The sequence below is a fragment of the Streptomyces sp. NBC_01190 genome (assembly GCF_045039895.1).
In the GTDB taxonomy this organism is placed as follows: domain Bacteria; phylum Actinomycetota; class Actinomycetes; order Streptomycetales; family Streptomycetaceae; genus Actinacidiphila.
The window spans coordinates 1666315-1686858 of sequence record NZ_CP108580.1; the positions used below are offsets into that span (position 1 = coordinate 1666315).

17 protein-coding genes are annotated in these 20544 nt (G+C 74.4%); 8 read left to right on the forward strand and 9 right to left on the reverse strand.

What is annotated here, in order from left to right; genetic code table 11:
- Positions 1 to 457: 457 nt before the first annotated feature.
- A complete protein-coding gene (locus tag OG519_RS07070; RefSeq protein WP_405580080.1) occupies positions 458 to 1546 on the reverse strand; it encodes an amidohydrolase family protein in 1089 nt (362 codons plus the stop codon).
- Between the two features lie 187 nt (positions 1547 to 1733).
- Here OG519_RS07070 and OG519_RS07075 point away from each other — a divergent pair, with 187 nt between their 5' ends.
- On the forward strand, positions 1734 to 2759 hold the full coding sequence (locus OG519_RS07075; RefSeq protein WP_405592525.1) for a pyridoxal-phosphate-dependent aminotransferase family protein: 1026 nt from the start codon (positions 1734 to 1736) through the stop codon (positions 2757 to 2759).
- Between the two features lie 402 nt (positions 2760 to 3161).
- On the opposite strand, the gene OG519_RS07080 is transcribed toward OG519_RS07075, so the two are convergent.
- Together OG519_RS07080 and OG519_RS07085 are read right to left on the reverse strand one after the other, a co-directional pair.
- A complete protein-coding gene (locus OG519_RS07080; protein ID WP_405580083.1) occupies positions 3162 to 3506 on the reverse strand; it encodes a DUF488 domain-containing protein in 345 nt (114 codons plus the stop codon).
- Positions 3507 to 3785: 279 nt separating this feature from the next.
- Complete coding sequence (locus OG519_RS07085) at positions 3786 to 5354, reverse strand: aldehyde dehydrogenase (NADP(+)) (protein WP_405580086.1); 1569 nt, start codon at positions 5352 to 5354, stop codon at positions 3786 to 3788.
- Positions 5355 to 5592: 238 nt separating this feature from the next.
- Between OG519_RS07085 and OG519_RS07090 the strand changes: the two genes are divergently transcribed.
- From OG519_RS07090 to OG519_RS07105, 4 genes are all read left to right on the forward strand, one after another.
- Positions 5593 to 6363, forward strand: a complete 771-nt coding sequence (locus OG519_RS07090; RefSeq protein ID WP_405580088.1) for an IclR family transcriptional regulator — start codon at positions 5593 to 5595, stop codon at positions 6361 to 6363.
- Positions 6364 to 6436: 73 nt separating this feature from the next.
- The gene (locus OG519_RS07095) at positions 6437 to 7309 is read left to right on the forward strand and encodes a class I SAM-dependent methyltransferase (protein WP_405580091.1); all 873 of its coding nucleotides are present in this window, start codon (positions 6437 to 6439) and stop codon (positions 7307 to 7309) included.
- 162 nt (positions 7310 to 7471) lie between these two features.
- Positions 7472 to 8104, forward strand: coding sequence for a SigE family RNA polymerase sigma factor (locus tag OG519_RS07100; RefSeq protein WP_405580093.1), 633 nt, complete (start codon positions 7472 to 7474; stop codon positions 8102 to 8104).
- A complete protein-coding gene (locus tag OG519_RS07105; RefSeq protein ID WP_405580095.1) occupies positions 8104 to 9087 on the forward strand; it encodes a hypothetical protein in 984 nt (327 codons plus the stop codon). The genes OG519_RS07100 and OG519_RS07105 overlap by 1 nt, the downstream gene beginning before the upstream one ends.
- A gap of 300 nt (positions 9088 to 9387) precedes the next feature.
- Here OG519_RS07105 and OG519_RS07110 read toward each other — a convergent pair whose 3' ends face one another.
- Together OG519_RS07110 and OG519_RS07115 are read right to left on the reverse strand one after the other, a co-directional pair.
- Positions 9388 to 10632, reverse strand: coding sequence for a hypothetical protein (locus OG519_RS07110; RefSeq protein WP_405580098.1), 1245 nt, complete (start codon positions 10630 to 10632; stop codon positions 9388 to 9390).
- 32 nt (positions 10633 to 10664) lie between these two features.
- Positions 10665 to 11615 carry a 5-dehydro-4-deoxyglucarate dehydratase gene (locus OG519_RS07115; protein WP_405580101.1) on the reverse strand — a complete coding sequence of 317 codons (951 nt, stop codon included), beginning with the start codon at positions 11613 to 11615 and terminating at the stop codon, positions 10665 to 10667.
- A gap of 288 nt (positions 11616 to 11903) precedes the next feature.
- Between OG519_RS07115 and OG519_RS07120 the strand changes: the two genes are divergently transcribed.
- Positions 11904 to 12779 carry an NAD-dependent epimerase/dehydratase family protein gene (locus tag OG519_RS07120; RefSeq protein WP_405580104.1) on the forward strand — a complete coding sequence of 292 codons (876 nt, stop codon included), beginning with the start codon at positions 11904 to 11906 and terminating at the stop codon, positions 12777 to 12779.
- 75 nt (positions 12780 to 12854) lie between these two features.
- Here OG519_RS07120 and OG519_RS07125 read toward each other — a convergent pair whose 3' ends face one another.
- The 3 genes from OG519_RS07125 to OG519_RS07135 form a co-directional block, all read right to left on the reverse strand.
- Entirely contained in the window at positions 12855 to 13295 is a 441-nt protein-coding gene (locus tag OG519_RS07125; RefSeq protein ID WP_405580107.1) for a response regulator, read from the reverse strand.
- Positions 13292 to 14899, reverse strand: a complete 1608-nt coding sequence (locus OG519_RS07130) for an ATP-binding protein (RefSeq protein WP_405592527.1) — start codon at positions 14897 to 14899, stop codon at positions 13292 to 13294. Before OG519_RS07130 ends, OG519_RS07125 begins: the two co-directional genes overlap by 4 nt.
- Positions 14900 to 15156: 257 nt before the next feature.
- Entirely contained in the window at positions 15157 to 16452 is a 1296-nt protein-coding gene (locus OG519_RS07135) for a PP2C family protein-serine/threonine phosphatase (protein ID WP_405580110.1), read from the reverse strand.
- A 420-nt stretch (positions 16453 to 16872) separates the two neighbouring features.
- On the opposite strand from OG519_RS07135, the gene OG519_RS07140 reads away from it, so the two are divergent.
- Complete coding sequence (locus tag OG519_RS07140; protein WP_405580113.1) at positions 16873 to 17619, forward strand: dienelactone hydrolase family protein; 747 nt, start codon at positions 16873 to 16875, stop codon at positions 17617 to 17619.
- A 45-nt stretch (positions 17620 to 17664) separates the two neighbouring features.
- On the forward strand, positions 17665 to 18897 hold the full coding sequence (locus OG519_RS07145) for a TerD family protein (RefSeq protein ID WP_405592529.1): 1233 nt from the start codon (positions 17665 to 17667) through the stop codon (positions 18895 to 18897).
- Positions 18898 to 18912: 15 nt separating this feature from the next.
- Here OG519_RS07145 and OG519_RS07150 read toward each other — a convergent pair whose 3' ends face one another.
- Positions 18913 to 20337, reverse strand: a complete 1425-nt coding sequence (locus tag OG519_RS07150; RefSeq protein WP_405580115.1) for an alkaline phosphatase PhoX — start codon at positions 20335 to 20337, stop codon at positions 18913 to 18915.
- Between the last annotated feature and the right edge of the window lie 207 nt (positions 20338 to 20544).

The following is a 20544-nucleotide window of genomic DNA, read 5'->3' on the forward strand; positions in this document are numbered from 1 at the left end:
CCCCACCCCCCACCCCCGCGGGGGTCACAACAGCCCGAACCGGCAACGCCCAGCAACTCAGGGGGCTGAGACAACCCCGAACGGCAACGCCCAGCAACCTAGGGGGCTGAGACAACCCCGAACGGCAACGCCCAGCAACCTAGGGGGCTGAGGCAGCCCGGAACGGCAACGCCCTGCAACTCAGGGGCGCGGGGAACTGCGCGACCAGCCACCAACGACCGGCAGACGCCCACGCACCTCAACCAAGCAACCCCCCACGGCTCACTCCTCATACTCATCCCCTCCAGGCGCCCCAGACCTCCGCCGACGCCCGGTCACAAGAAAGACCGCCACCCCCACCGTAACCAGAGCTACCGCCCCCACCGCGTAGTACGGCACGGAGGAGGGGGGTTCGCCCACCACGCCCGGGGCCCGGGAGAACCCGCGCCTCACCGCACACCCCGCCCCGCCACGCCCCTCACCCCACCGCCGCACCCCGCAGCACGATCCGCCGCGGCGCGGCCAACACCCGCAGGTCCGCGCGCGGATCCTCGTCGTAGACGACGAAGTCGGCCGGCGCGCCCTCCGTCAGACCCTCCCGGCCGAGCCACTCCCGTGCCCGCCAGGTGGCGGCGGACAGCGCGTCCAGCGCCGGCAGCCCGGCCCCGGCCAACTCGGCCACCTCCGCGGCGATCAGCCCGTGCGGCAGGCTGCCGCCCGCGTCCGTACCGGCGTAGATCGCGATCCCCGCGTCGTAGGCGTCCCGCACGGTCGCGTAGCGGCGCTCGTAGAGCCGCAGCATGTGGTCCGACCAGCGCGGAAACTTGGCCCGGCCACCCGCCGCGAGCCGGGGGAAGGTGGCGATGTTGACGAGGGTCGGCACGATGGCCACGTCGTGCGCCGCGAAGAGCGGGATGGTGTCGGCGGTGAGCCCGGTGGCGTGCTCGACGCAGTCGATACCCGCCTCGACGAGATCGGCGAGGGACTCCTCGGCGAAGCAGTGCGCGGTGACCCGGGCGCCCTCCTCGTGGGCGGCGGCCATCGCCTCGGCGAGCGCGTCCTTGGGCCAGCAGGCGGCCAGATCACCGGTCCGCCGGTCGATCCAGTCGCCGACCAGCTTGACCCAGCCGTCGCCGCGCCTGGCCTCCCGCCGGACGTAGGCGGCCAGGTCTCCCGGCTCGATCTCGTGGGCGTAGTCACGGATGTAGCGGCGGGTGCGGGCGATGTGCCGGCCGGCCCTGATGATCTTCGGCAGGTCGTCGCGCTCGTCGGTCCACCGGGTGTCGCTGGGCGATCCGGCGTCGCGCAGCAGCAGCGTCCCGGCGTCCCGGTCGGTACGGGCCTGTTCCTCGGTGGTGGCCTGGTCCACCGCGCCGTGCGCGTCGAGGCCGACATGGCAGTGCGCGTCGACCAGCCCCGGCAGCACCCAGCCGGCGATCGGGCCGGCCACCGGACCGGCCGGCCGCTGATAGGTGATCCTGCCGCCGACCACCCACAGTTCGTCCCGTATGTCCTCGGGACCGGCCAGGATCCGGCCCCTGATGTGCAACGCCTCGTGATCAGCCATGCACGGCACTGTACGAGGCTCTGGGTAGGCTCGATTCGTACGGTCCCCGTCTCCGGCCCCCGTCCCAGGACCTCCCCTGTCCGAGGAGTCCCCCGTGTCCGCCCAGCCGCCACCGTCCTTGCCGTCGTCGGCATCCTCGTCGTCGTCGGCGTCCTCGTCATCAGGGCCCGCGCCCGCGCCCCACCCGCTGCTCGACCTCCCGGCGCTGACCGCGGCGGACTTCGCGGCGATCGAGCGGCGGCTGGCCGCGCTGCTGCGTACCTCCAACGATGTGGTGATCACCCAGGGCGAGGCGCTGCTGCCGCTGGAGGGCGCGATCCGCGGCGCCGCCCGGCCCGGGTCCACAGCGCTGAACGTGGTCACCGGGCCCTACGGCCGGACCTTCGGCGGCTGGCTGCGGGACGCGGGCGCGAAGGTGGTGGACCTGGCGGTGCCCTTCGACCGCGCGGTGACCGGCGAGCAGGTCGCCGAGGCGCTGGAGCGGCACCCCGGGATCGAGCTGGTGTCGCTGGTCCACGCCGAGGCCGCCACCGGCGTCAGCAACCCCGTCGCGGAGATCGCCGCGGTGGTGCGGGCGCACGGGGCGCTGCTGATGCTCGACGCGGTGGCGTCGGTGGCGGCCGAGCCGCTGCTCACCGACGCGTGGGAAGTGGATCTGTGCGTGATCGGCGGCCAGAAGGCGATGGGCGGGCCCGCGGGGGTGTCCGCGGTCGCGGTCAGCGAGCGGGCGTGGCAGCGGCTGGGGTCGAATCCGGCGGCGCCGCGCCGTTCGTATCTGTCGCTGCTGGACTGGAAGTCCGGCTGGATCGACGCCGGGCGCCGGGCGCTGCCGCACGCGCCCGCGCAACTGGAGATGCTGGCGTTGGCGGCGTGCCTCGACCGTATCGAGGCGGTGGGTCTCGACACGGTGATCGGCCGGCACCGGGCGGCGGCCGACCGCACGCGGGAGGGGGCGCTCGATCTGGGGCTGACCCCCTACGTGACCGATGCGCGTGATGTGGCTCCGGTCGCCACCACGATCCGTACGCCGCAGGGGATTCACGCGGGCGAGTTGGCTGCCGCCGCGCTGGCCGCCGATCCGGCGGCGCCGCTGGCGGCGGGCGCCGGGGAACTGGCCGCCGATCTGCTTCGCGTCAACCACTTCGGGGCGGCGGCCGACCCGGCGGCCGTCGACCGGGCGCTGGCGGCGTTGAGCGCGGCTCTCCATCGCTGAGGGGCCCTTGCGGGGCGGTGGCGGATTCTTGTGCCGGCACGTTGTCCGCGGGTGCGTCGTGGCTGGTCGCGCAGTTCCCCGCGCCCCTGGCGGAGCCGGTGGGTGCTGCTTGCGCTGGTACCCCGGGTGCCGGTGCGTCGTGGCTGGTCGCGCAGTTCCCCGCGCCCCCTTCGGGGCCCGTGGCGACCCCTTGCGCTGGCACCCCGGGTGCCGGTGCGTCGTGGTTCGTCGCGCAGTTCCCCGCGCCCCCTTCGGGGCCCGTGGCGACCCCTTGCGCTGGCACCCCGGGTGCCGGTGCGTCGTGGCTCGTCGCGCAGTTCCCCGCGCCCCCTTCGGGGCCCGTGGCGACCCCTTGCGCTGGTGGCCCGGGTGCCGGTGCGTCGGGGGGCGTGGGGGGGTGGGTTAGTCGGTCAGGTAGGTGAGCAGGATCGGGATGTGGCTGTGTTCCTCGTCCTTTACGGCCGTCAGTAGGGTGACGCGGCCCGCTGCGGCTTGGGTGCGGAGTCGGTCGGCGGTCTGCTCGGCGGAGGGGTCGGCCGCCGCGAGTTCGGCTCGGTAGCGGTCGGCGAAGTCGGCGTACCGGTCGGGGTGGGCGTGGTACCAGGACCGCGCCTCGGCCGACGGGGTGAGTTCCTTTGCCCATGCGTCGAGCTCCGCCCGGTCCTTGGCCAGCCCCCGGGGCCACAGCCGGTCCACCAGGACCCGCAGCCCGTCGGCGGGCTCCGGCGGATCGTAGACGCGGCGCACGCTGAATCCTTTCGACCCGGCTGGGGACACGGCGGACCTCCTTGAACGACCTGTCAGCGACCGACCTCCAGCTTCCCGCCTCCGCCCAAGGCCTACCAGCGGAGAGCTCCGCCACGGGCCCCCGCCAGGGGCGCGAGGAACTGCGCGACAAGCCACCACGAACCGGCACCCGGAGTACCAGCGCAAGCAGCACCCACCGGCCCCACAAGGGGCGCGGGGAACTGCGCGACCAGCCACAGCGGACCCGCGGACGGGGTACCGCCGAAAGGGGCCGCCCGCTCAGCCGCGCCCGCGCCCCTCCCACGCCCCGTCCACCCGTCGCGGCACCCCCGCGGGATTACCGTCACGCAGTTCCGCCGGCAGGAGAGCGGGCGGGGTGTCCTGGTAGGCGACCGGGCGGAGCCACCGCTCGATGGCGGTGCCGCCCACGGACGTCGAGGTAGAAGTGGTCGCCGGGTAGGGGCCACCATGGTGCTGGGCGGCGGCCACCGCCACACCGGTCGGCCAGCCATCGATCAGCACCCGGCCGGCCAGCCCGGTCAGCCGGGCCAGCAGCTCCGCCGCCGCGCCGCCGCCCTCGGCGGCCTCCCGCACGCCGAGGTGCGCGGTGGCCGTGAGGTTGCCAGGCAACCGGTCAAGAACGGCCGCCAGTTCAGCGGCGTCCCGGTAGCGGACCACCACCGTCAGCGGCCCGAAGCACTCCTCGAGCAGCAGGTCGTACGCGCCGGGCTCGGCGAGCGCACCCGCCTCGGCGACGACGTAGCCGGGTCGTACGGCCACCCCGTCCCCTCCTGCCGCACCGCCCCCGCCCGCCTCGCCGGGCACGACCGGCGCCGTGACGCCGGGCAGCGCCGCGCGGGCGGCGGCCCCCTTGAGAAAGTTCTCGCGCATCCTCGGGTCGAGCAGGACACCGGGGCCGGCGGCCCCGGCCGCCTCGGTGAGCGCGGCGACCAGCCGGTCGCCGTCGGCGCCCGCGGGGGTGAGGACCAGGCCCGGCTTGGTGCAGAACTGGCCGCTGCCGAGCGTGAAGGACCCGGCGAGCCCGGCGCCGATCTGCTCGGCCCGCTCGGCGGCGGCCGCCTCGGTGACCACCACCGGGTTGAGGCTGCCCAGCTCACCGTAGAAGGGGATCGGGCGGGGGCGGGCGGCCGCCGCGTCGAAGAGCGCCCGGCCGCCCGGGATGGAGCCGGTGAAGCCGGCCGCCGCGACCAGAGGGTGCTTGACGAGTTCGACGCCGGCCTCGAAGCCGTGCACCAGCACCACGGTGTCGGCGGGCAGCCCGGCGGCGACGGCCGCCCGGCGCAGCAGATCGGCGCAGAGCGCGGAGGTGGCCGGGTGGTCGGGGTGCGCCTTGACCACCACCGGGCAGCCGGCGGCGAGCGCGCTCGCGGTGTCGCCACCGGGCACCGAGAAGGCCAGCGGGAAGTTGCTCGCGGCGTAGACCGCGACGACGCCCAGCGGAATCTTCCAGCGGCGAAGGTCAGGGCGCGGGATGGGCACGGCGGCCGGATCGGGGTGGTCGATGATCACGTCGAGGAAGGCGCCCTCGTCCACGATGTCGGCGAACGCGCGCAACTGGAAGGCGGTACGGGCCAGCTCGCCGGTCAGCCGCGGCACCCCGAGCGCGGTCTCCGCGTCGGCGGTGGCGATCACCTCGGCGGCCGATTCCTCCAGCAGGCCGGCCGCGCCGCGCAGCAGCCGGGCCCGCGCGCCGCGGTCGGCGAGTGCGGGCAGCGCGGTGGCGGCGGCGCGGACGGCGGCGTCCACCGCCGCGGCGCCGGCCTCGACGGCGACCTGCTCACGCTGCTTCCCGGTTCGGGGGTCGACGCTCCAGACTGGTACTGCCACCGGAAGAACCTCCACATTTCCGTGCTGCCCACGCTCGCCGTTCTCTATACTGAACGACGTCTTCAGATGTGAATCCCTGCCCGGGAGCCTACGTCCATGCCTCCCGGCCGAACAAGCCGAACCGACTGCCGAGCCGACAGCCGGACCGACTGCCGGACTGGCTGCCGGACTGGCTGCCGGACTGGCTGCCCAACCGCCTGCCGAGCCGACACTCCAACCAACAGAGGGATCAAACGCGATGACTGCTGCCGAGGGACCGGGTTCCCAGGTCAAGTCCGCGGTCCGCACGGTCGAACTGCTGGAGTTCTTCGCGGGCCGCCCCGGTATGCACAGTCTGGCCGGCGTCCAGGAGTCGGTCGGCTACCCCAAGTCCAGCCTCTACATGCTGCTGCGCACCCTCGTCGAGCTGGGCTGGATCGAGACCGACGCCACCGGGACGCGCTACGGGATCGGGGTGCGCGCGCTGCTGGTCGGCACCTCGTACATCGACGGTGACGAGGTGGTGTCCGCCGCCAGGCCCACCCTGGACCGGCTCTCCGACGACACCAGCGAGACCATCCACCTGGCCCGGCTCGACGGCACCAACGTGGTGTATCTGGCCACCCGGCAGTCCCCGCACTACCTGCGGCCCTTCACCCGGGTCGGCCGCCGGCTCCCGGCGCACTCCACCTCGCTCGGCAAGGCGCTGCTCGCCACCTACTCGGACGAGCAGGTGCGCAAGCTGCTGCCGGAGACCCTGGAGCCGCTCACCGAGCACACCCACACCGACCGGGAGAAGCTGATCGAGGAGCTGGCCCAGATCCGGGAGCAGGGTTACGCGGTGGACCGCGAGGAGAACACGCTGGGGCTGCGCTGCTTCGGCATCGCGATCCCGTACCGGACCCCGGCCCGGGACGCGGTGAGCTGCTCGGTGCCGGTGGCCCGGCTCACCCCGGGACACGAGCAGATGATCAAGGACACGCTCTTCGACGCGCGGGACCGGCTGCTGCTCGCCACCCGCCGGCTCTAAGGCTCCCCGCGGACCGGCTACTGGCTACTGGCTACTGGCTACTGGCTACTGGCTACTGGCTAGGGTCCTCGGCATGGCCACCCATGAACCCCACCACGCGACCCCGCAAGCCGGCGGCACGCCGGATCCGGCACCCGGCCGGCCGACTGACGCCTCAACAGGCGGGTCACCCGATCAGCCGTACGACCCCACGTTCTTCGCCCGCCGCGCCTCCTCCTTCGGCGCGGTCGCCGCCGCCTACGCCGAGCACCGGCCGGACTACCCGGAGGCGGGGCTGCGCTGGGGACTCGAACCGGCCGTCACCCGCGGCGGCGCGACGCTCGACGTGCTGGACCTGGGCGCGGGCACCGGCAAGCTCACCGCCTCCCTGGTGGCGCTCGGCCACCGGGTGACGGCGGTGGAGCCCGACCCGGGAATGCTCGCCGAACTGCGGGCCCGGGTGCCGGCCGCCACCGCGCTGGCCGGCGGCGCCGAGGAGATCCCGCTGCCGGACGCCTCGGTGGACGCGGTGGCCGTCGGGCAGGCGTTCCACTGGTTCGACCAGGAGCGGGCGCTGCCGGAGATCGCCCGGGTGCTGCGGCCCGGCGGCGCGCTGACCGCGCTGTGGAACACCGACGACGACCGGATCGACTGGATCGCGGAGATCGGCCGGATCGTCGGCAACCGGTTGCCGTTCGAACAATGGTCGCCCCGCCCCCGGATCGACCCCCATCCGCGCTACTCCCCCGTGCGGCGGGCCGACTTCCCGCACCGCCAGCCGCGCACGGTCGACTCACTGATCGCGACGGTGGCCACCCACTCCCACGTGCTGGTGCGCGAACCGGACCAACAGGCCGATGTACTGGGCCGGGTACGGACATTGCTGGAGTCGCGGCCGGAGACATCGGGGGGCGTGTTCGATCTCCAATTGGTCACCCGCGTACAGCGCTGTGTGCGGATCGGCTGACCGACCGGGCCCGACTCCGCTGGCCGATGCCACCGGCAAGGGGCGCCAGAACCCGTCGGGGGCGCCGGTGAATCCGCTCTTCCCGCCCTCTGCCCAGCACCTTTGACCGCTGCTACGCTCACGCCGCGCCATGGCGGAGCATCGGGTGGGAAGAGGTGAACCGTGGACACAGCCATCGACGACGATGCCGCCGCGTTCCACGAGTTCTTCGAACGGCACTACGCCGAACTCGCCCGCCTCGCCGCGCTGTTGACCGGCGAGGCGGACGCCGCGGACGATCTCGCGGCGGACGCGCTGGTGGTGCTGTGGCGGCGCTGGGACCGGGTGCGGGCCGCCGACCACCCGGTCGCCTACGCTCGGGGCGTGGTGGCGAATCTGGCCAGGTCACAGATCCGCAGCGCGGTGCGGGAACGGCGGCGGGTCGCGCTGTTCTGGTCACAGCGCAGCGAGCGGGTCGAGGCACCCGACGTACCCGCCGTACTCGATCTGCGGGAGGCGCTGCTGCGGCTGCCGTTCGGCAAGCGGGCCTGTGTGGTGCTGCGGCACGCCTTCGACCTGTCGGAGAAGGACACCGCGGAGGCGCTGGGCATCTCGGTCGGTACGGTGAAGAGCCAGACGTCGCGCGGGGTCGCCGAGTTGGAGCGGCTGCTGGCCCAGCCGCCGGCCGGAGCCGCGCCTGCCCCCGCGGGGGAGCGGGCTCGCCCGGGACCGGCGCCGGGCCCCGACCCGGCACGGATCCTGGGCACGCCCGCTCCCCCGCGGCGCGCCCGCACGCGTACGGGACGGGGAGTGTGATGGCCGAACTGCCGGAGCGGCTGCGGGAGGCGGCCGACGCGCACCGTCCCGACCGGGCCCGGATACTGGCCCGGGTGGAGCGGGCGATCGGCGGCGACAGGCAGCCGGCCGAGGACCGCCGCGGCGAACGGCCGACCGCTCCTTGGACCAGGATCGCCGCGGTGACGGCCGCCGCGGCCGGCGTGATCGGGATCGGCGGGCTCGCGGTGGGGGCGGTCTCCGACGGCGCGGACCCCGGGCGGACCGTGGTCACCCCCGGTGGCCCCGGGGCCGCGCGGCCGACCGGCGGCGGTGGCAACGCGGACGACTCCGGTAAGACCGCGGTGCGTCGCGGCGGCGCCCCCGCGCACCACACCGGCCGGACACCGGCGCACCACCACAAGAGGGCGCTGCACAAGCCCGGTTCACCGACCGGGCCGACACCGGCCCGGTCGCCCGGCCCCTCCCGGACCTCCGGCATCCCGGCCACCCCGGTCGTCCCCACGAGCCCCGCACCGCCCACCGGTCCTGCGTCCCCAACCGGGCCGGCGACCCCCGCGGTCCCGGTGTCCCCGGCGAGCCCGACGGGCCCCGCGACCACCCCGACGCCGTCCGCGTCCGGCAGGGACACCAGCGCGGCGAGTTCGGCCGGCGCGGTGGACGCGGCGAGTACCGCGTCCTGGTCACAGAGCGACGTACGGCTGACGGTCCATCAGGAGCTGACCGTGGTCACCGTCGAACTGTGGCTGGCGCGCGCCGGCGGGGTGGCCGGCACCGGCTCCTTCTGCTCGGCCCCGGGGCGGATCACCGCGTCGGTCCAGGAGGAGGGCGACTTCCTGGTCTACCGGTGGACGCTCGACCCGGGCCTGACCCTGGCGGCCGGCACCTACACCTTCGCCGGGCAGTTCGACCACGCCCCGGGGCAACGCGACACCAGCGGCGACGCGTACGCCGTGGCGGCGGTCGGAAGGGACGGTCCGCTGGTGCTGGGCGGCGGTTTCTGAGCCGTTTCTGGGGCGGCCCCCGGCCGGTCGTGTCGCGGGTCTGGACCCGGCGGGCGGCTTCCGGGAAATATTCGCGTCACCACGGCAACCTCTCCAGCCCCGGTGGCGACTTGAGTACGCACCCGCGCCGCGGCGGCACCTTCCGCGGGCCGCCCGGGCGGAGCGGCCGATGAAGCTCCGGGGTGCGGCGATACCCCCATGATCGCCGCACCCCGGTAAGGCCGGGCCCGGTCCACCGCCGGCCCCGCCCGGCGCCGTGGTCCCGCCCAGTCCATCGCCAGCCCCGCCTGGCCCCGCCCTTCAGCCGGTCGCCGCGCGCACCGCCGCCAGACCCTCCCGCACCGCCGCCAGATCCGCGTCCGAGGCCAAGCCCGCGTGGTAGAGGCGCAGTTCGGTGGCGCCGAGCGCGGCGGCGTGCGCCGCGTCCGCCGCCAGCGTGGCCGGGCTGCCGCCCATCCCGGCCACCACCGTGAAGTTGGCGGCGAGCACGGAGCCCGGGCGCCGGTGCGGCGCGGTCGGGCCGAGCATCGCCTCGCGCACCGCGGGTCCGCCGGCGCAGGGCAGCACCAGGCCGTCGGTGTGGCGAAGGATGTGGGCCGGCTCCACACCGGCGTTGGCCCCGCAGCGGTACGGGGCCGGGTCGGCGTGCATCAGCACCTGGAAGCCGGCCGGGGCGGCGGCCCGGACCGCGGCGACCGCCTCCTCCTGGAGCGAACGGGCCGTCCGCAGCCGCCAGTCGAGGCTGCGCGCGGTGAACTCCTCGCCGAGCAGCCGGACGATCCCGGGCACCCCGGCCCCGGCCTGCCCGCCGCCGTTCCGCCCGGGGCGCTCTCCACTGTGCTCCCCGGGGTCCGCTCCGCGCCAGACGGGCACCAGTGCCTCGCGGACCGCGGCGGCGAGTTCGTCGGGGTCGGCGCCGGACCGGGCGTACCCGTCCCGGCAGTGCGGGCAGAAGCAGAGCGACATCAGGTACTGGGCCGCGTCGCCGAGCGGGACGCCGGCGATCTTGTCGTGGGCGTGCAGATGGGCCAGGCCGTACCAGCCGAGGGACTCCAGTTCGGTGCCGGCCGCCCCCGGCCGTACCGCGGCCTCGGCGGCGAGGTCGATCAGATAGCGGCGGACCTCGGGCTGCGCGACGCAGGGCGCCCACGGGTAGCGGTCACCATAGGCGTTGACCACCGAAGTCCGCGGATTCTCGGTGCCGAGACGGGAGTTGTGGGCCAGCACCACCCAGGTGTGGACGTCGAGACCGGCCGCGCGCAGGGCATCGGCGGCGGCGCCGTGATCGTCGCGCGTCGCCGCCCAGTGGCCGGCCGGGTAGGGGCGCAACTCCCGTCCCCGCCAGCGCTGTTCATCGGGCGGGTAGAGGACGGCGGCGTGCTCGGCGGTGACCACGCGGTGCCGGGGGTGGCGCGGGGTCAGCGCCCGGGTGGAGTGGTAGGCGGCGGCCAGGGTGACCTGCTGGACGCCGAGCCCGGCGACCCGGTCGGCGGCTTCCGGGTCGCCCACGACGTCCCACGGATAGAGGAATACGGCGGTCTTCACGGGGGGATGCCTCTGTTCGCCGTCGATCGCGGTCAGGTGGCGGCCGGGCGGTCGCCGAGCAGCGCCAGGCCCCGCTCGATGAGTTCGCCCAGCTCCTTGATGTGTCCGGGCGACGGTTCGGACAGCGGCGGGCGCACCTCGCCGACATCCAGACCGCGCAGCCGCACCGCCGCCTTGACCAGCGAGACCGCGTAACCGCGGCCCTGGTTGCGCAGGTCGACCAGCGGCCGGTAGAAGCCGTCGAGCAGTTTGTCCACGGTGGCGTCGTCGCCGCTGGTGAGCGCCCGGTTGAAGGCGAGGGCGATCTCGGGCGAGAAGGCGAAGACCGCCGAGGAGTAGAGGCGCACCCCGATGCCGCGGTAGGCGAGCCCGGTGAGTTCCGCGGTGGGCAGGCCGTTGAAGTAGAGGAAGTCATGGCCGGGCAGTTCGGTGCGGACCGCGCTGATGATCCGCTGCATCAGGTCCAGGTCGCCGCAACCGTCCTTGAGGCCGATGATGTTGGGCACCTGGGCGAGCGCCACGACCGTCTCCGGGGTGAAGACCGCGTTGTCCCGCTGGTAGACGATCACGTCGAGGGAGGTGCCGGCGGCGAGCGCGGTGTAGTGCCGCAGCAGGCCCGCCTGGTCGGCGACGACGAGGTAGGGCGGCATGGCGAGCAGCCCGTCGGCGCCGGCCTGCTCGGCGATCCCGGCGTACTCCAGGGCGAGCGCGGTGCCGTAGCCGGCGCCGGCCACCACCGGCACCCGGCCGGCCGTCTCCTCGACGGCGGCGGCCACCAGCGCGCCGAACTCCTCGGCGGTCAGCGCGTGGAACTCACCCGTGCCGCAGCAGGCGAAGACCGCCGCCGCCCCGGCCGCGACACCCGCGCGCACATGGGCGCGGAAGACGTCGAGATCGAGCCCGCCGTCCGGCCCGAAGGCGGTCACGGGGAAGAAGAGCAGGCCGTCGAGTCGTTCAGCGAGTGCGGGTGAGGGTGAGGTCATCGGGGTTCCCCCAGTGAGTTGTGCGCTCTTCTGATTGGCGTCCATATTCGTGAACGCTGCCACGCTAAGCGAGGCTCCCGGCGGCGGTCAAGCCGACGAGCAGGCACCTGGAGCACCGCCCCATCCTTCCGCAGCAAGCTGTGCGACCCGCCGCCGTACACACAGCCGTACACGTATATGAATGGCGGCCATGGATATACTCGGCGGAGTCAGCCGTCCGCACAGGGCCGCGGCGAGCCGCTCCGCACCGGCTCACCACGGCCGGTGAGACCGAGGTGATCCCTCCGTATGTCCGGTTCGACCCCTCCGGCCGGCGCCGAACGAAGCGCCCCGCGAAGCACGCCAGGAACCACCCCGCGGACCGTCCTGCTCACCGGCGCGGCCGGCGGCCTCGGCACCCTCATGCGTGAGCTGCTGCCCTCGTTCGGGTACGACCTGCGGCTGTTCGATGCCCGCCCGGTCGGGGACGGTCCGGGCGCCGGTACCGCCATCACCGCGGAACTCTCCGACCGGGACGCGCTGCGCGAGGCCGTCCGGGGAGTCGACGCGGTACTGCACCTCGCCGGGATCTCCAAGGAATCGGAGTTCGACCGGATCCTGCGGGCCAACATCGAGGGCACCTATCACCTCTACGAGGCGGCCCGCGAAGAAGGCGTGCGCCGGATCGTCTTCGCCTCCAGCAACCACGCCGTCGGCTTCACCCCGCGCCCGCGCGGCGCCGACCCGCTGATCCCGATCACCACCCCGCGCCGCCCCGACACCTACTACGGGCTCTCCAAGTGCTTCGGCGAGGACCTCGCCCAGCTCTACGCCGATGTACACGGCATCGACACCGTGTCGATCCGGATCGGCTCCTGCTACCCCGCGCCCAGCACCGTACGGATGCTGTCGGTGTGGCTGAGCCCGGCCGACGGCGCCCGGCTCTTCCACGCGGCGCTCACCGCCGAGGTCAGCGGGCACACCGTCGTCTACGGCAGCTCGGCCAACACCCGGCTGTGGTGGGACCTCGCGCCGGCCCGGGCGCTGGGGTACGAGCCGCGGGACGACTCCGAGCCCTTCGCGGCGGCGCTCATCGCCGAACAAGGCGACCTGGACCCGGACGACCCGGCCCACGCCAACCTCGGCGGGGCCTTCTGCACCGACCCGCCGCGCTGGGAACTCTGACGGTGCCCCTGACAGCCCCGAAGGCCCCGGCTCCCGCGACGGCCCAGGCGGCCCAGACGGCCCCGAAGACCTCGGTCAGCGGCCCGGCAGCCGCACCACAGAGACGAAGAACTCGTCGATCTGCCGCACCGCCTGGATGAACTGCACCAGGTCGACGGGCTTGGTGACGTAGGCGTTGGCGTGCAGCTTGTAGCTGCGCACGATGTCCTCCTCGGCGGAGGAGGTGGTGAGCACCACGATCGGGATGGCGGACAGCTCGGGATCGCCCTTGATCCGCTCCAGCACCTGCCGGCCGTCGTACTTGGGCAGGTTGAGGTCGAGCAGGATCAGATCGGGGCGCACCGCGTCGATGTGGGCACCGCGCCGGTAGAGGAAGTTCAGCGCCTCCTGGCCGTCGCGCACCACGTGCAGGGTGTTGCGGATCTTGTTGTCCTCGAACGCTTCCCTGGTCATCAGCTCGTCACCGGCGTCGTCCTCGACGAGCAGGACCTCGATCGGCTTGGCGGCGGCGGTCATCCGGGCTGTGCTCCCTCGGCGTTCGGGTCCAGGGGTTCCACCGGGTTCACGGGGTCCGGGGAATCGGCGGTGTCCACCGGGTGCGCGGAGTCCACGGGGACCGGGGGCAGCGAGAACCGGATCCGGGTCCCCTCGGTGTACGAGGTGTCCACACCGATTCTGCCACCATGGTGTTCGATGATCTTCCGGCACATGGCCAGGCCGATCCCGGTGCCCTCGTAGACGTCCCGGCTGTGCAGCCGCTGGAAGATCACGAAGACCTTCTCGCTGAACTCCGGCGCGATCCCGATCCCGTTGTCGGTGACGGTGAGGACCGACTCGCCGTCCGGGCCGGTGGCGCACTCCACGGTGATCAGGGGCGGGTGGTCGGGCGAACGGAACTTGACCGCGTTGCCGACCAGGTTCTGCCACACCATGGTGAGCAGCGTCGGGTCGCCGATCGTCTCGGGCAGCGCGGCCGGCCGCTGGACCCGCGCGCCGGAGTCCTCCAGGGCCTCGGCGAGGTTGGCGAGCGCGAGGTCGAGGGCCCGGTCGAGCCGGACCGGCACCCGGTCGTCATAGGTGCGGCCGACCCGGGAGAAGGCGAGCAGATCGGTGATCAGGATCTGCATCCGCTTGGCGCCGTCCACCGCGAAGTCGATGTACTGCACCCCGCGTTCGTCGAGCTTGTCGCGGTAGCGCTTCTCCAGCAGCTGGCAGAAGGAGGCGACCTTGCGCAGCGGCTCCTGGAGGTCGTGGGAGGCGACGTAGGCGAACTGCTCCAGCTCGGCGTTGGACCGGCGCAGCTCCTCGGCCTGCGAGGTCAGCTCCTGTGCCTGAGCGGTCAGTTCGCGCGCCTGGCCGGCCAGCCGGTCGCCCTGCTCGTTGGCCCGGGCGAGCGCTCCGGCCAGGCCGCCGCGCATCGCCTCCACCGCCGCGGCGAGGATCCGCAGATCGGCCGGTCCCGCCGGGGCGATCCGGCCCTCGAAGTCACCGGCGGCCACCCGCAGCGCGCCGTCCCGCAGCCGGTTCAGCGGCCGGCCGACGATCTGCCGCAGCAGCATCGCGAGCACCAGCGCGGCGATCAGGAAGCAGGCCAGCATGGCCAGGAAGAGGATGTCCCGCTCGCCCTCGGTGTGCCGCAGCTGCGCCTGGCTGTCCTGCCGGTCGGCGAGCAGGTGCGCGTCCTCCTGGTCGCACAGGGCGCGGATCCGGTCGAAGGCGTGTTTGCTGCCGTCCAGCAGGGCGCTGTCGGCCGACTCCGGCAGCCCCTGCCGGGCGTGCTCGACGAGCGGACCGGCGTAGGCGGCGCGCCACTGGGCGGCGGCGTCCTGGATCGCCCGGAGATCGTCGCTGGCTCGATCGTTGGCGCTGATCAGCGGGCGCAGTTGAGCGGCTATCTGCTTCTCCTCGGCCAGCCCCTGGGTGTAGGGCGCGAGGAACTGGGTGTTGTGGGTCAGCACGTAGCCGCGGACGCCGGTCTCCTGGTCGAGAAGCGCCGACTGGAGCCGCACCCCTTCGACGCGGGCGGGCTGCACCCGGCCGGCGAGATCGTCCGACACCTGGGAGTTGTGGGCCAGCACCCGGGCGCCGATCACCGCGAAGACCACCACGAGCAGCACCATGACGCCGAGCACCAGGTTGAACCACACCTGTACGGTCGCCCGGCCGCGCAGCCGGTCCCTGACGGCGCCGGCGAAGGCCGGCGGGGCCGGGCTCCCGGCGGTCGGCGGGGCGGCCGGGTCCGGCGGGGCGGGCGCCTGCGGGTGGATGGGCACCTGTCCGGCCGGGTCCTTCGCCCCGTCGCCCTGGCCATGCGGTGCCGTCGCGTCTGTCGTCACGTCCGCTGTCGCGTCTCTCCGTGCTTCTACCGGTCCGTCTGTCACCGTACGGGTTTCCATCCGACGAGTACCACGGCCGCGTCGTCGGCCAGCCCGCCATGCCCGGCGGTGGCCGATTCGGCGGCGCCGATCAGGGCGTCCACGAAGGCGTCCGGCGGCAGGGCACCGTGCCGCCGGGCCAGAGCCAGCAGGCCCTCCTCACCGAGCCGCTCCGGGCCGCCGTCCAGCCGCCACTCGAAGAGGCCGTCGGTGAAGAGCACCAACGACTCGCCGTCCAGCGGCATCGTGGTCACCGGCCACCGGGCGAAGCCCGGCAGCAGGCCGAGCGCGGGCCCGCCGGCCGGTTCATACCACTCCACCTCGGCGCCCCGGCGCAGCAGCAGCCCCGGGTGCCCGGCTCTGACCAACCGTACCGAACGGCGGTCGGGCGGGAACTCCAGGGTGAGGAGGGTCGCGAAGACATCGGACCCGGCGCGTTCCGCGACGAGGATCTGCTCCAGCAGCCGGGTCCGGTCGGCGGTGCCGGTGCCGGCCAGCACGAAGGCCCGCCACGCCACCCGCAGACACACCCCGAGCGCGGCTTCCGCGGCGCCGTGGCCCGAGACGTCGCCGATCACGACGTGCACGGTGCCGTCCTCGGCCTGCACCAGGTCGTAGAAGTCACCGCCGAGCAGTGCCAGGTCGCGGCCCGGCCGGTAGCGGGTCGCCACCAGCAGGTCGTCGGTGCGCAGCAACGGGGTGGGCAGCAGGCCCCGTTCCAGCCGGGCGTTCTCCTCCGCCCGCAGCAGGCTCTCCCGCAGCGCCACCGTGGCCCGCTCGATCTGCTTGCGCTGGACGGCGTAGCGGATGGCACGGTTCAGGGACTGCGGTTCGAGCAGGCTCTTCGACAGGTACTCATGGGCGCCGGCCGCGACCGCGGCCAGCCCCGAGTCCTCCTCGGTCAGGCCGGTGAGGACGACGACGGGGGCGCCCGGCGCGTCACGCAGCAGGCGGGTCACCGCCTCCAGGCCGAAGGCGTCGGGCAGGTGCAGATCGAGCAGCACGCAATCGGGGGTGGGTCCCGCGGTGAGCAGCTTGACCGCTTCGGCGAGATTGCGCGCGCGCAGCAACCGGGGCGGGACGGGGCCGTCGGCCAGGTACTCCTCGACCAGGAGCGCGTCGCCCTCGTCGTCCTCGACCAGCAGCACGGTGTCGGGGGCGTCCCGGCCGCGGCCGACCCTGACGTCGAGTCCCCCGGGCTCGCGGGACCGCGAGAACCGGGCCGGCGCGATCTCCGCCACCGCCTCGGCCGGGGCGGGGCCCTCGCGCCCGGCTCGAGCCGGACCCTGCTGTGCCAACGCCCTCACCCTCCCGCAACGCGCTCGCCGCCCCGGGACGTCCGGAGGGCATCCCGAAAAGATCCCGGGCCGAGCGTACGTGAAGTCCCTACCCCGGCATACGTGCCAATCCTCCTCCGCAACCCGCAGGTGGGGCACGCCACACCGCGTCGGCGCGCCCCGCCCGGCGCCGCGCGCCCCGCGTGCGGGGTTTCGCGGCGCCGGGGGCGGCGGCGACCTGTTATGCATGGGCCTGCGGACGGGCCCCGCGGGACGCGGCACAACGGGGCAAGACGCGGGACCCGCGGGAACGAAGTACCACCCAGGAGGACGAAGCGGTGCCCAGCACGACCCGGCGGGACCCGACAGGAACCGGCAGGACCCGGCAGGACGAAGCTCAGCTCGGCAGGACACGGCGGGACACAGGAGGAGAGGCGGGCCATGGGAGACGGCGACCGGCCGAACGATCGGCTGATGGTGCGGACGCTGCCGCGCGGGGCGACCGCGGCGGTGCTGCTGCTGCACGGCGGCCGCGAACAGGGGCTCGGCAAGCCGACCCGGCTGAACGCTCCCGCCTGGCGGATGCGGCCCTTCGTCCGGGTGATCGGCGAGGCGACGGGCGAGCGGAGCGTCGCGATCGCCGAGGCCCGCTACCGGCACCGCGGCTGGAACGGCGACCGCGCGGACGCCGCCCGGGACGCGATCGAGGCGGTGACGGAGCTCGCCCGGCTGACCGACGGCGCCCCCGTCGTGCTGGTCGGCCACTCGATGGGCGGCCGGGCGGCGCTGCGGGCGGCGGGCGATCCGGCGGTGACCGGGGTGAGCGGGGTGGTGGCGCTCGCCCCCTGGTGCCCGCCGGGCGAACCGGTGGCCGGACTGGCCGGCACCCGGCTGGTCTTCGTGCACGCCAGGGGCGACCGGATCACCTCGCCCGACAAGTCGCTGCGGATGGCGGTCGAGGCGCGCGAGGCGGGCGCCGAAGTCTGCCGTTACGAGCTGCCGGACGGCGACCACGCGATGCTGCGGAAGGCCTCGCTGTGGCACCGGCTCACCGCCAGGACGGTCGCCGCGCTGCTCGGCGTCGCCCCGCTGCCCGCCGAGGTGGCCTCGGCTTTCGCGCTCCCGCCGGGCAGCACCGACGGGCTGGCGCTGCCGGCCGAATCGGGGGTCCCTCTGGTGCGGGGGTAATGGAACCGCAAAGCGGGGTCGGTCGTTAGCCCGGACATGAACGCTATGACGCCGGGCTCGAATGTGCCGCTCGCGGTGGACCGGGTGGCCGTGGAGGTGGCCGCAGCGGTGCGGCTCGATGTGTCGGGGCTGCTGCTGGGCGCGAACGGCAAGGTCCGCTCGGATGACGACTTCGTCTTCTACAACCAGCCGCAGGGCGCCGGGGTCGCCTATCGCCCGGGCAACGGCGCGGGTCCCGACGCGATCGTGGTGGACACCGCGGTCGTGCCCGCCGACGTGGACAAGATCGTGGTGACCGCGAGCCTCGACGGCGGCGGCCCCTTCGCCGGGACGACGCCGACGGCCACGGTCCGCGGCGCGGACGACGGCGCGCCGATCGCCTCCTTCGCCCCGGCCGGGCTCGGCCCGGAGACCGCGCTGGTGATCGTGGAGGTCTACCGGCGCGGCGGCGCGTGGAAGGTACGGGCGATCGGCCAGGGGTACGCCAACGGCCTGGCGGGTATCGCCACCGACTTCGGGGTCACCGTGGACGAGCCGGCCGCGCCCGCCCAGCAGGCCAACGCGGCCCCGCCGGCCCCGACCGCGCCGCCGGCCGCCCCGCCCGTCCAGGCGGCCCCGCCGAGCGGACCGGCCGCCACCCATCTGCCGCCGCCGCCCGGGGCGGCCCCGTCCGTACCGGCGCCGCAGGCCGCGGCCGGCGGCCGGATCAACCTGGACAAGGGCCGGGTCAACCTGCGCAAGAACGAGACGGTCTCGCTGGTCAAGGCCGGCAAGCCGCTGCTCGCCTCGGTCCGGATGGGCCTCGGCTGGGAACCCGCCTTCGGCGGCCGCAACATCGACCTGGACGCCTCGGTCATCGCCTACGACGCGTCGCGTACGCCCGTCGCGACCTGCTACTTCGGCAAGCTGATGGTGCTGGACGGCGCGATCCAGCACCACGGTGACAATCTGACCGGCAAGGGCTCGGGCGACGACGAGGCGATCACCGTCCACCTCGGCGGGCTGCCGCCGGAGGTCACCGGGCTGGTCTTCACCGTCAACTCCTTCTCCGGCCAGAAGTTCAACAAGGTCAAGAGCGCCTACTGCCGGCTGCTCGACGAGTCCAGCGGCGAGGAGTTGGTCCGCTTCGACCTCACCAAGGGCGAGGCTCGAACGGGCGTTCTGATGGCGAAGTTCATCAAGCAGTTCTCCGGCGAGTGGGAGATGACGGCCCTCGGCACCTTCGTGGACGCGCGGACCGCGCGGGCCCTGGAGAAGCCGGGGGCGGAGGCGCTCTGACCGCGCCGCCGGGTGTCAGCAGGCCGTGAGCCGCCCGCGCCAGGGCCCGGTGATCGCCACCACGACACCGGGCTCCTGGAGGGTGGCGAAGAGCGTGCGGCCGTCCGGCGCGAAGGTCACCCCGGTGAACTCCCCGTACGCCGGGCGCTCCGCGGTGCCGATGTTCAGCTCGCCCCGGGCCAGCGGGTAGGTGCGCCCGTCGGCCAAGGCGCCGAACAGGTGCCGGCCGCCGCTGCCGTTCCCCGCGACGATCAGATCGCCGTACGGTGAGACGGTGACGGTGTCCGGGCCTTCGGCGGCGCCGTCCCCCTCCCGGGTGGCGGCCCCGCCTGGCAGCACCTTCAGCGTCAGGGTGCGGCGCGCGGGGTTGTAGAACCAGACGGCGCGGTCCTGCCGCGCCGGACTCTCGTCGCGGGCGCGGGACGACACGAGGTACGCGCCGCCGTCGGCCCACCACAGGGTCGCCGGCTTCCGCGCCCTGGTCACCTGTTGGTCGGTGAACTGGGCCCGCACCGGGGTGTCCCGGGCGTCCCGGTCCGGCACGTCCACCCAGTCCACGCCGAGCACGGTGCCGATCCGGGTGGCGCGGGACAGGTCGTCGACGAACCGGCCGCCCGAGTCGAAGCAGCGGAACGCCTGGAGGGTGCCCGCGGTGTCCGGCAGGGCGGCGAGCCGGCCGGGGCCGTGCTGGAAGCCCTGCGGCGGGGTCCAGCGGTACAGCAGCCCGTTCGGGCCCGCGGCGTCCTCGGTCAGGTAGAGGTGGCCGCGCTGGGGATCGACCACGACCGCCTGGTGCGCGTAGCGGCCCAGCACCTTGATCGGCCGGGGGTGGAGGTCGGCGCGGCGGTCGCGCGGGTCCACCTCGAAGACGTAACCGTGGTCCTTGGTCATGCCGTGCCGGCCGGCCTGGTCCTCGGTCCCCTCACAGGTCAGCCAGGTGCCCCAAGGGGTGACGCCGCCGGCGCGGTTGGCGGCGGTGCCGGCCAGCGCCACCCACCGCGTCACCGGGTCGGCGCCGGCGTCCTGCCAGGCCGCCGGTAGCTCCGCCACGGTGCAGCCGCCGGGCGCCGCCGGGTCGTAGACCAGGCCGGGGACGGGCGGCACCGGGAAGGGGACGGCGGACCGCGGCCCGTCCGGTCCGTGGTTGGTGACCAGGACGACGACGCCGCGGTCGCCCGCGAAGGCGGCGCAGCCGTGGGGGTGGGACGGGGTGGGCTCGCCGGACTCCAGCGCGGCGCCGCCGGCCCGGGAGACGACGCGGTAGGAGAAGCCGGCCGGCAGAGCGAGCAGGCCCGCGGGGTCGTCGAGGAGCGGGCCGTAGCCGGCGGGGGAATGTCCCGGGGCGGTGGCGAGGATGCCGCCGGCGCGCTCGCCGGCCCGGGTGACGCCGCTTCCGGCGGGCGCGGACCGCTGTACGACGTCTCTGCGGCTGAGCGGCACGGACGGCTCCTTTGTTCGCCCGGCGGGCGTGATGTCGCGCCCCGCGGTGCGGGACCCCGGCCGCTGGCGCTCGGTCCTGCCACGCTCGTGGCCGTGGGCCAACGCCCGGTGAACGGGGAGCGGATTCCAGCGAGACGATCGCCGATCACCCCGCGAACCGGCGGCGCCCACGCCCTGAGCGCGCCCCGCCGGGCCGGCCGGCCGCCC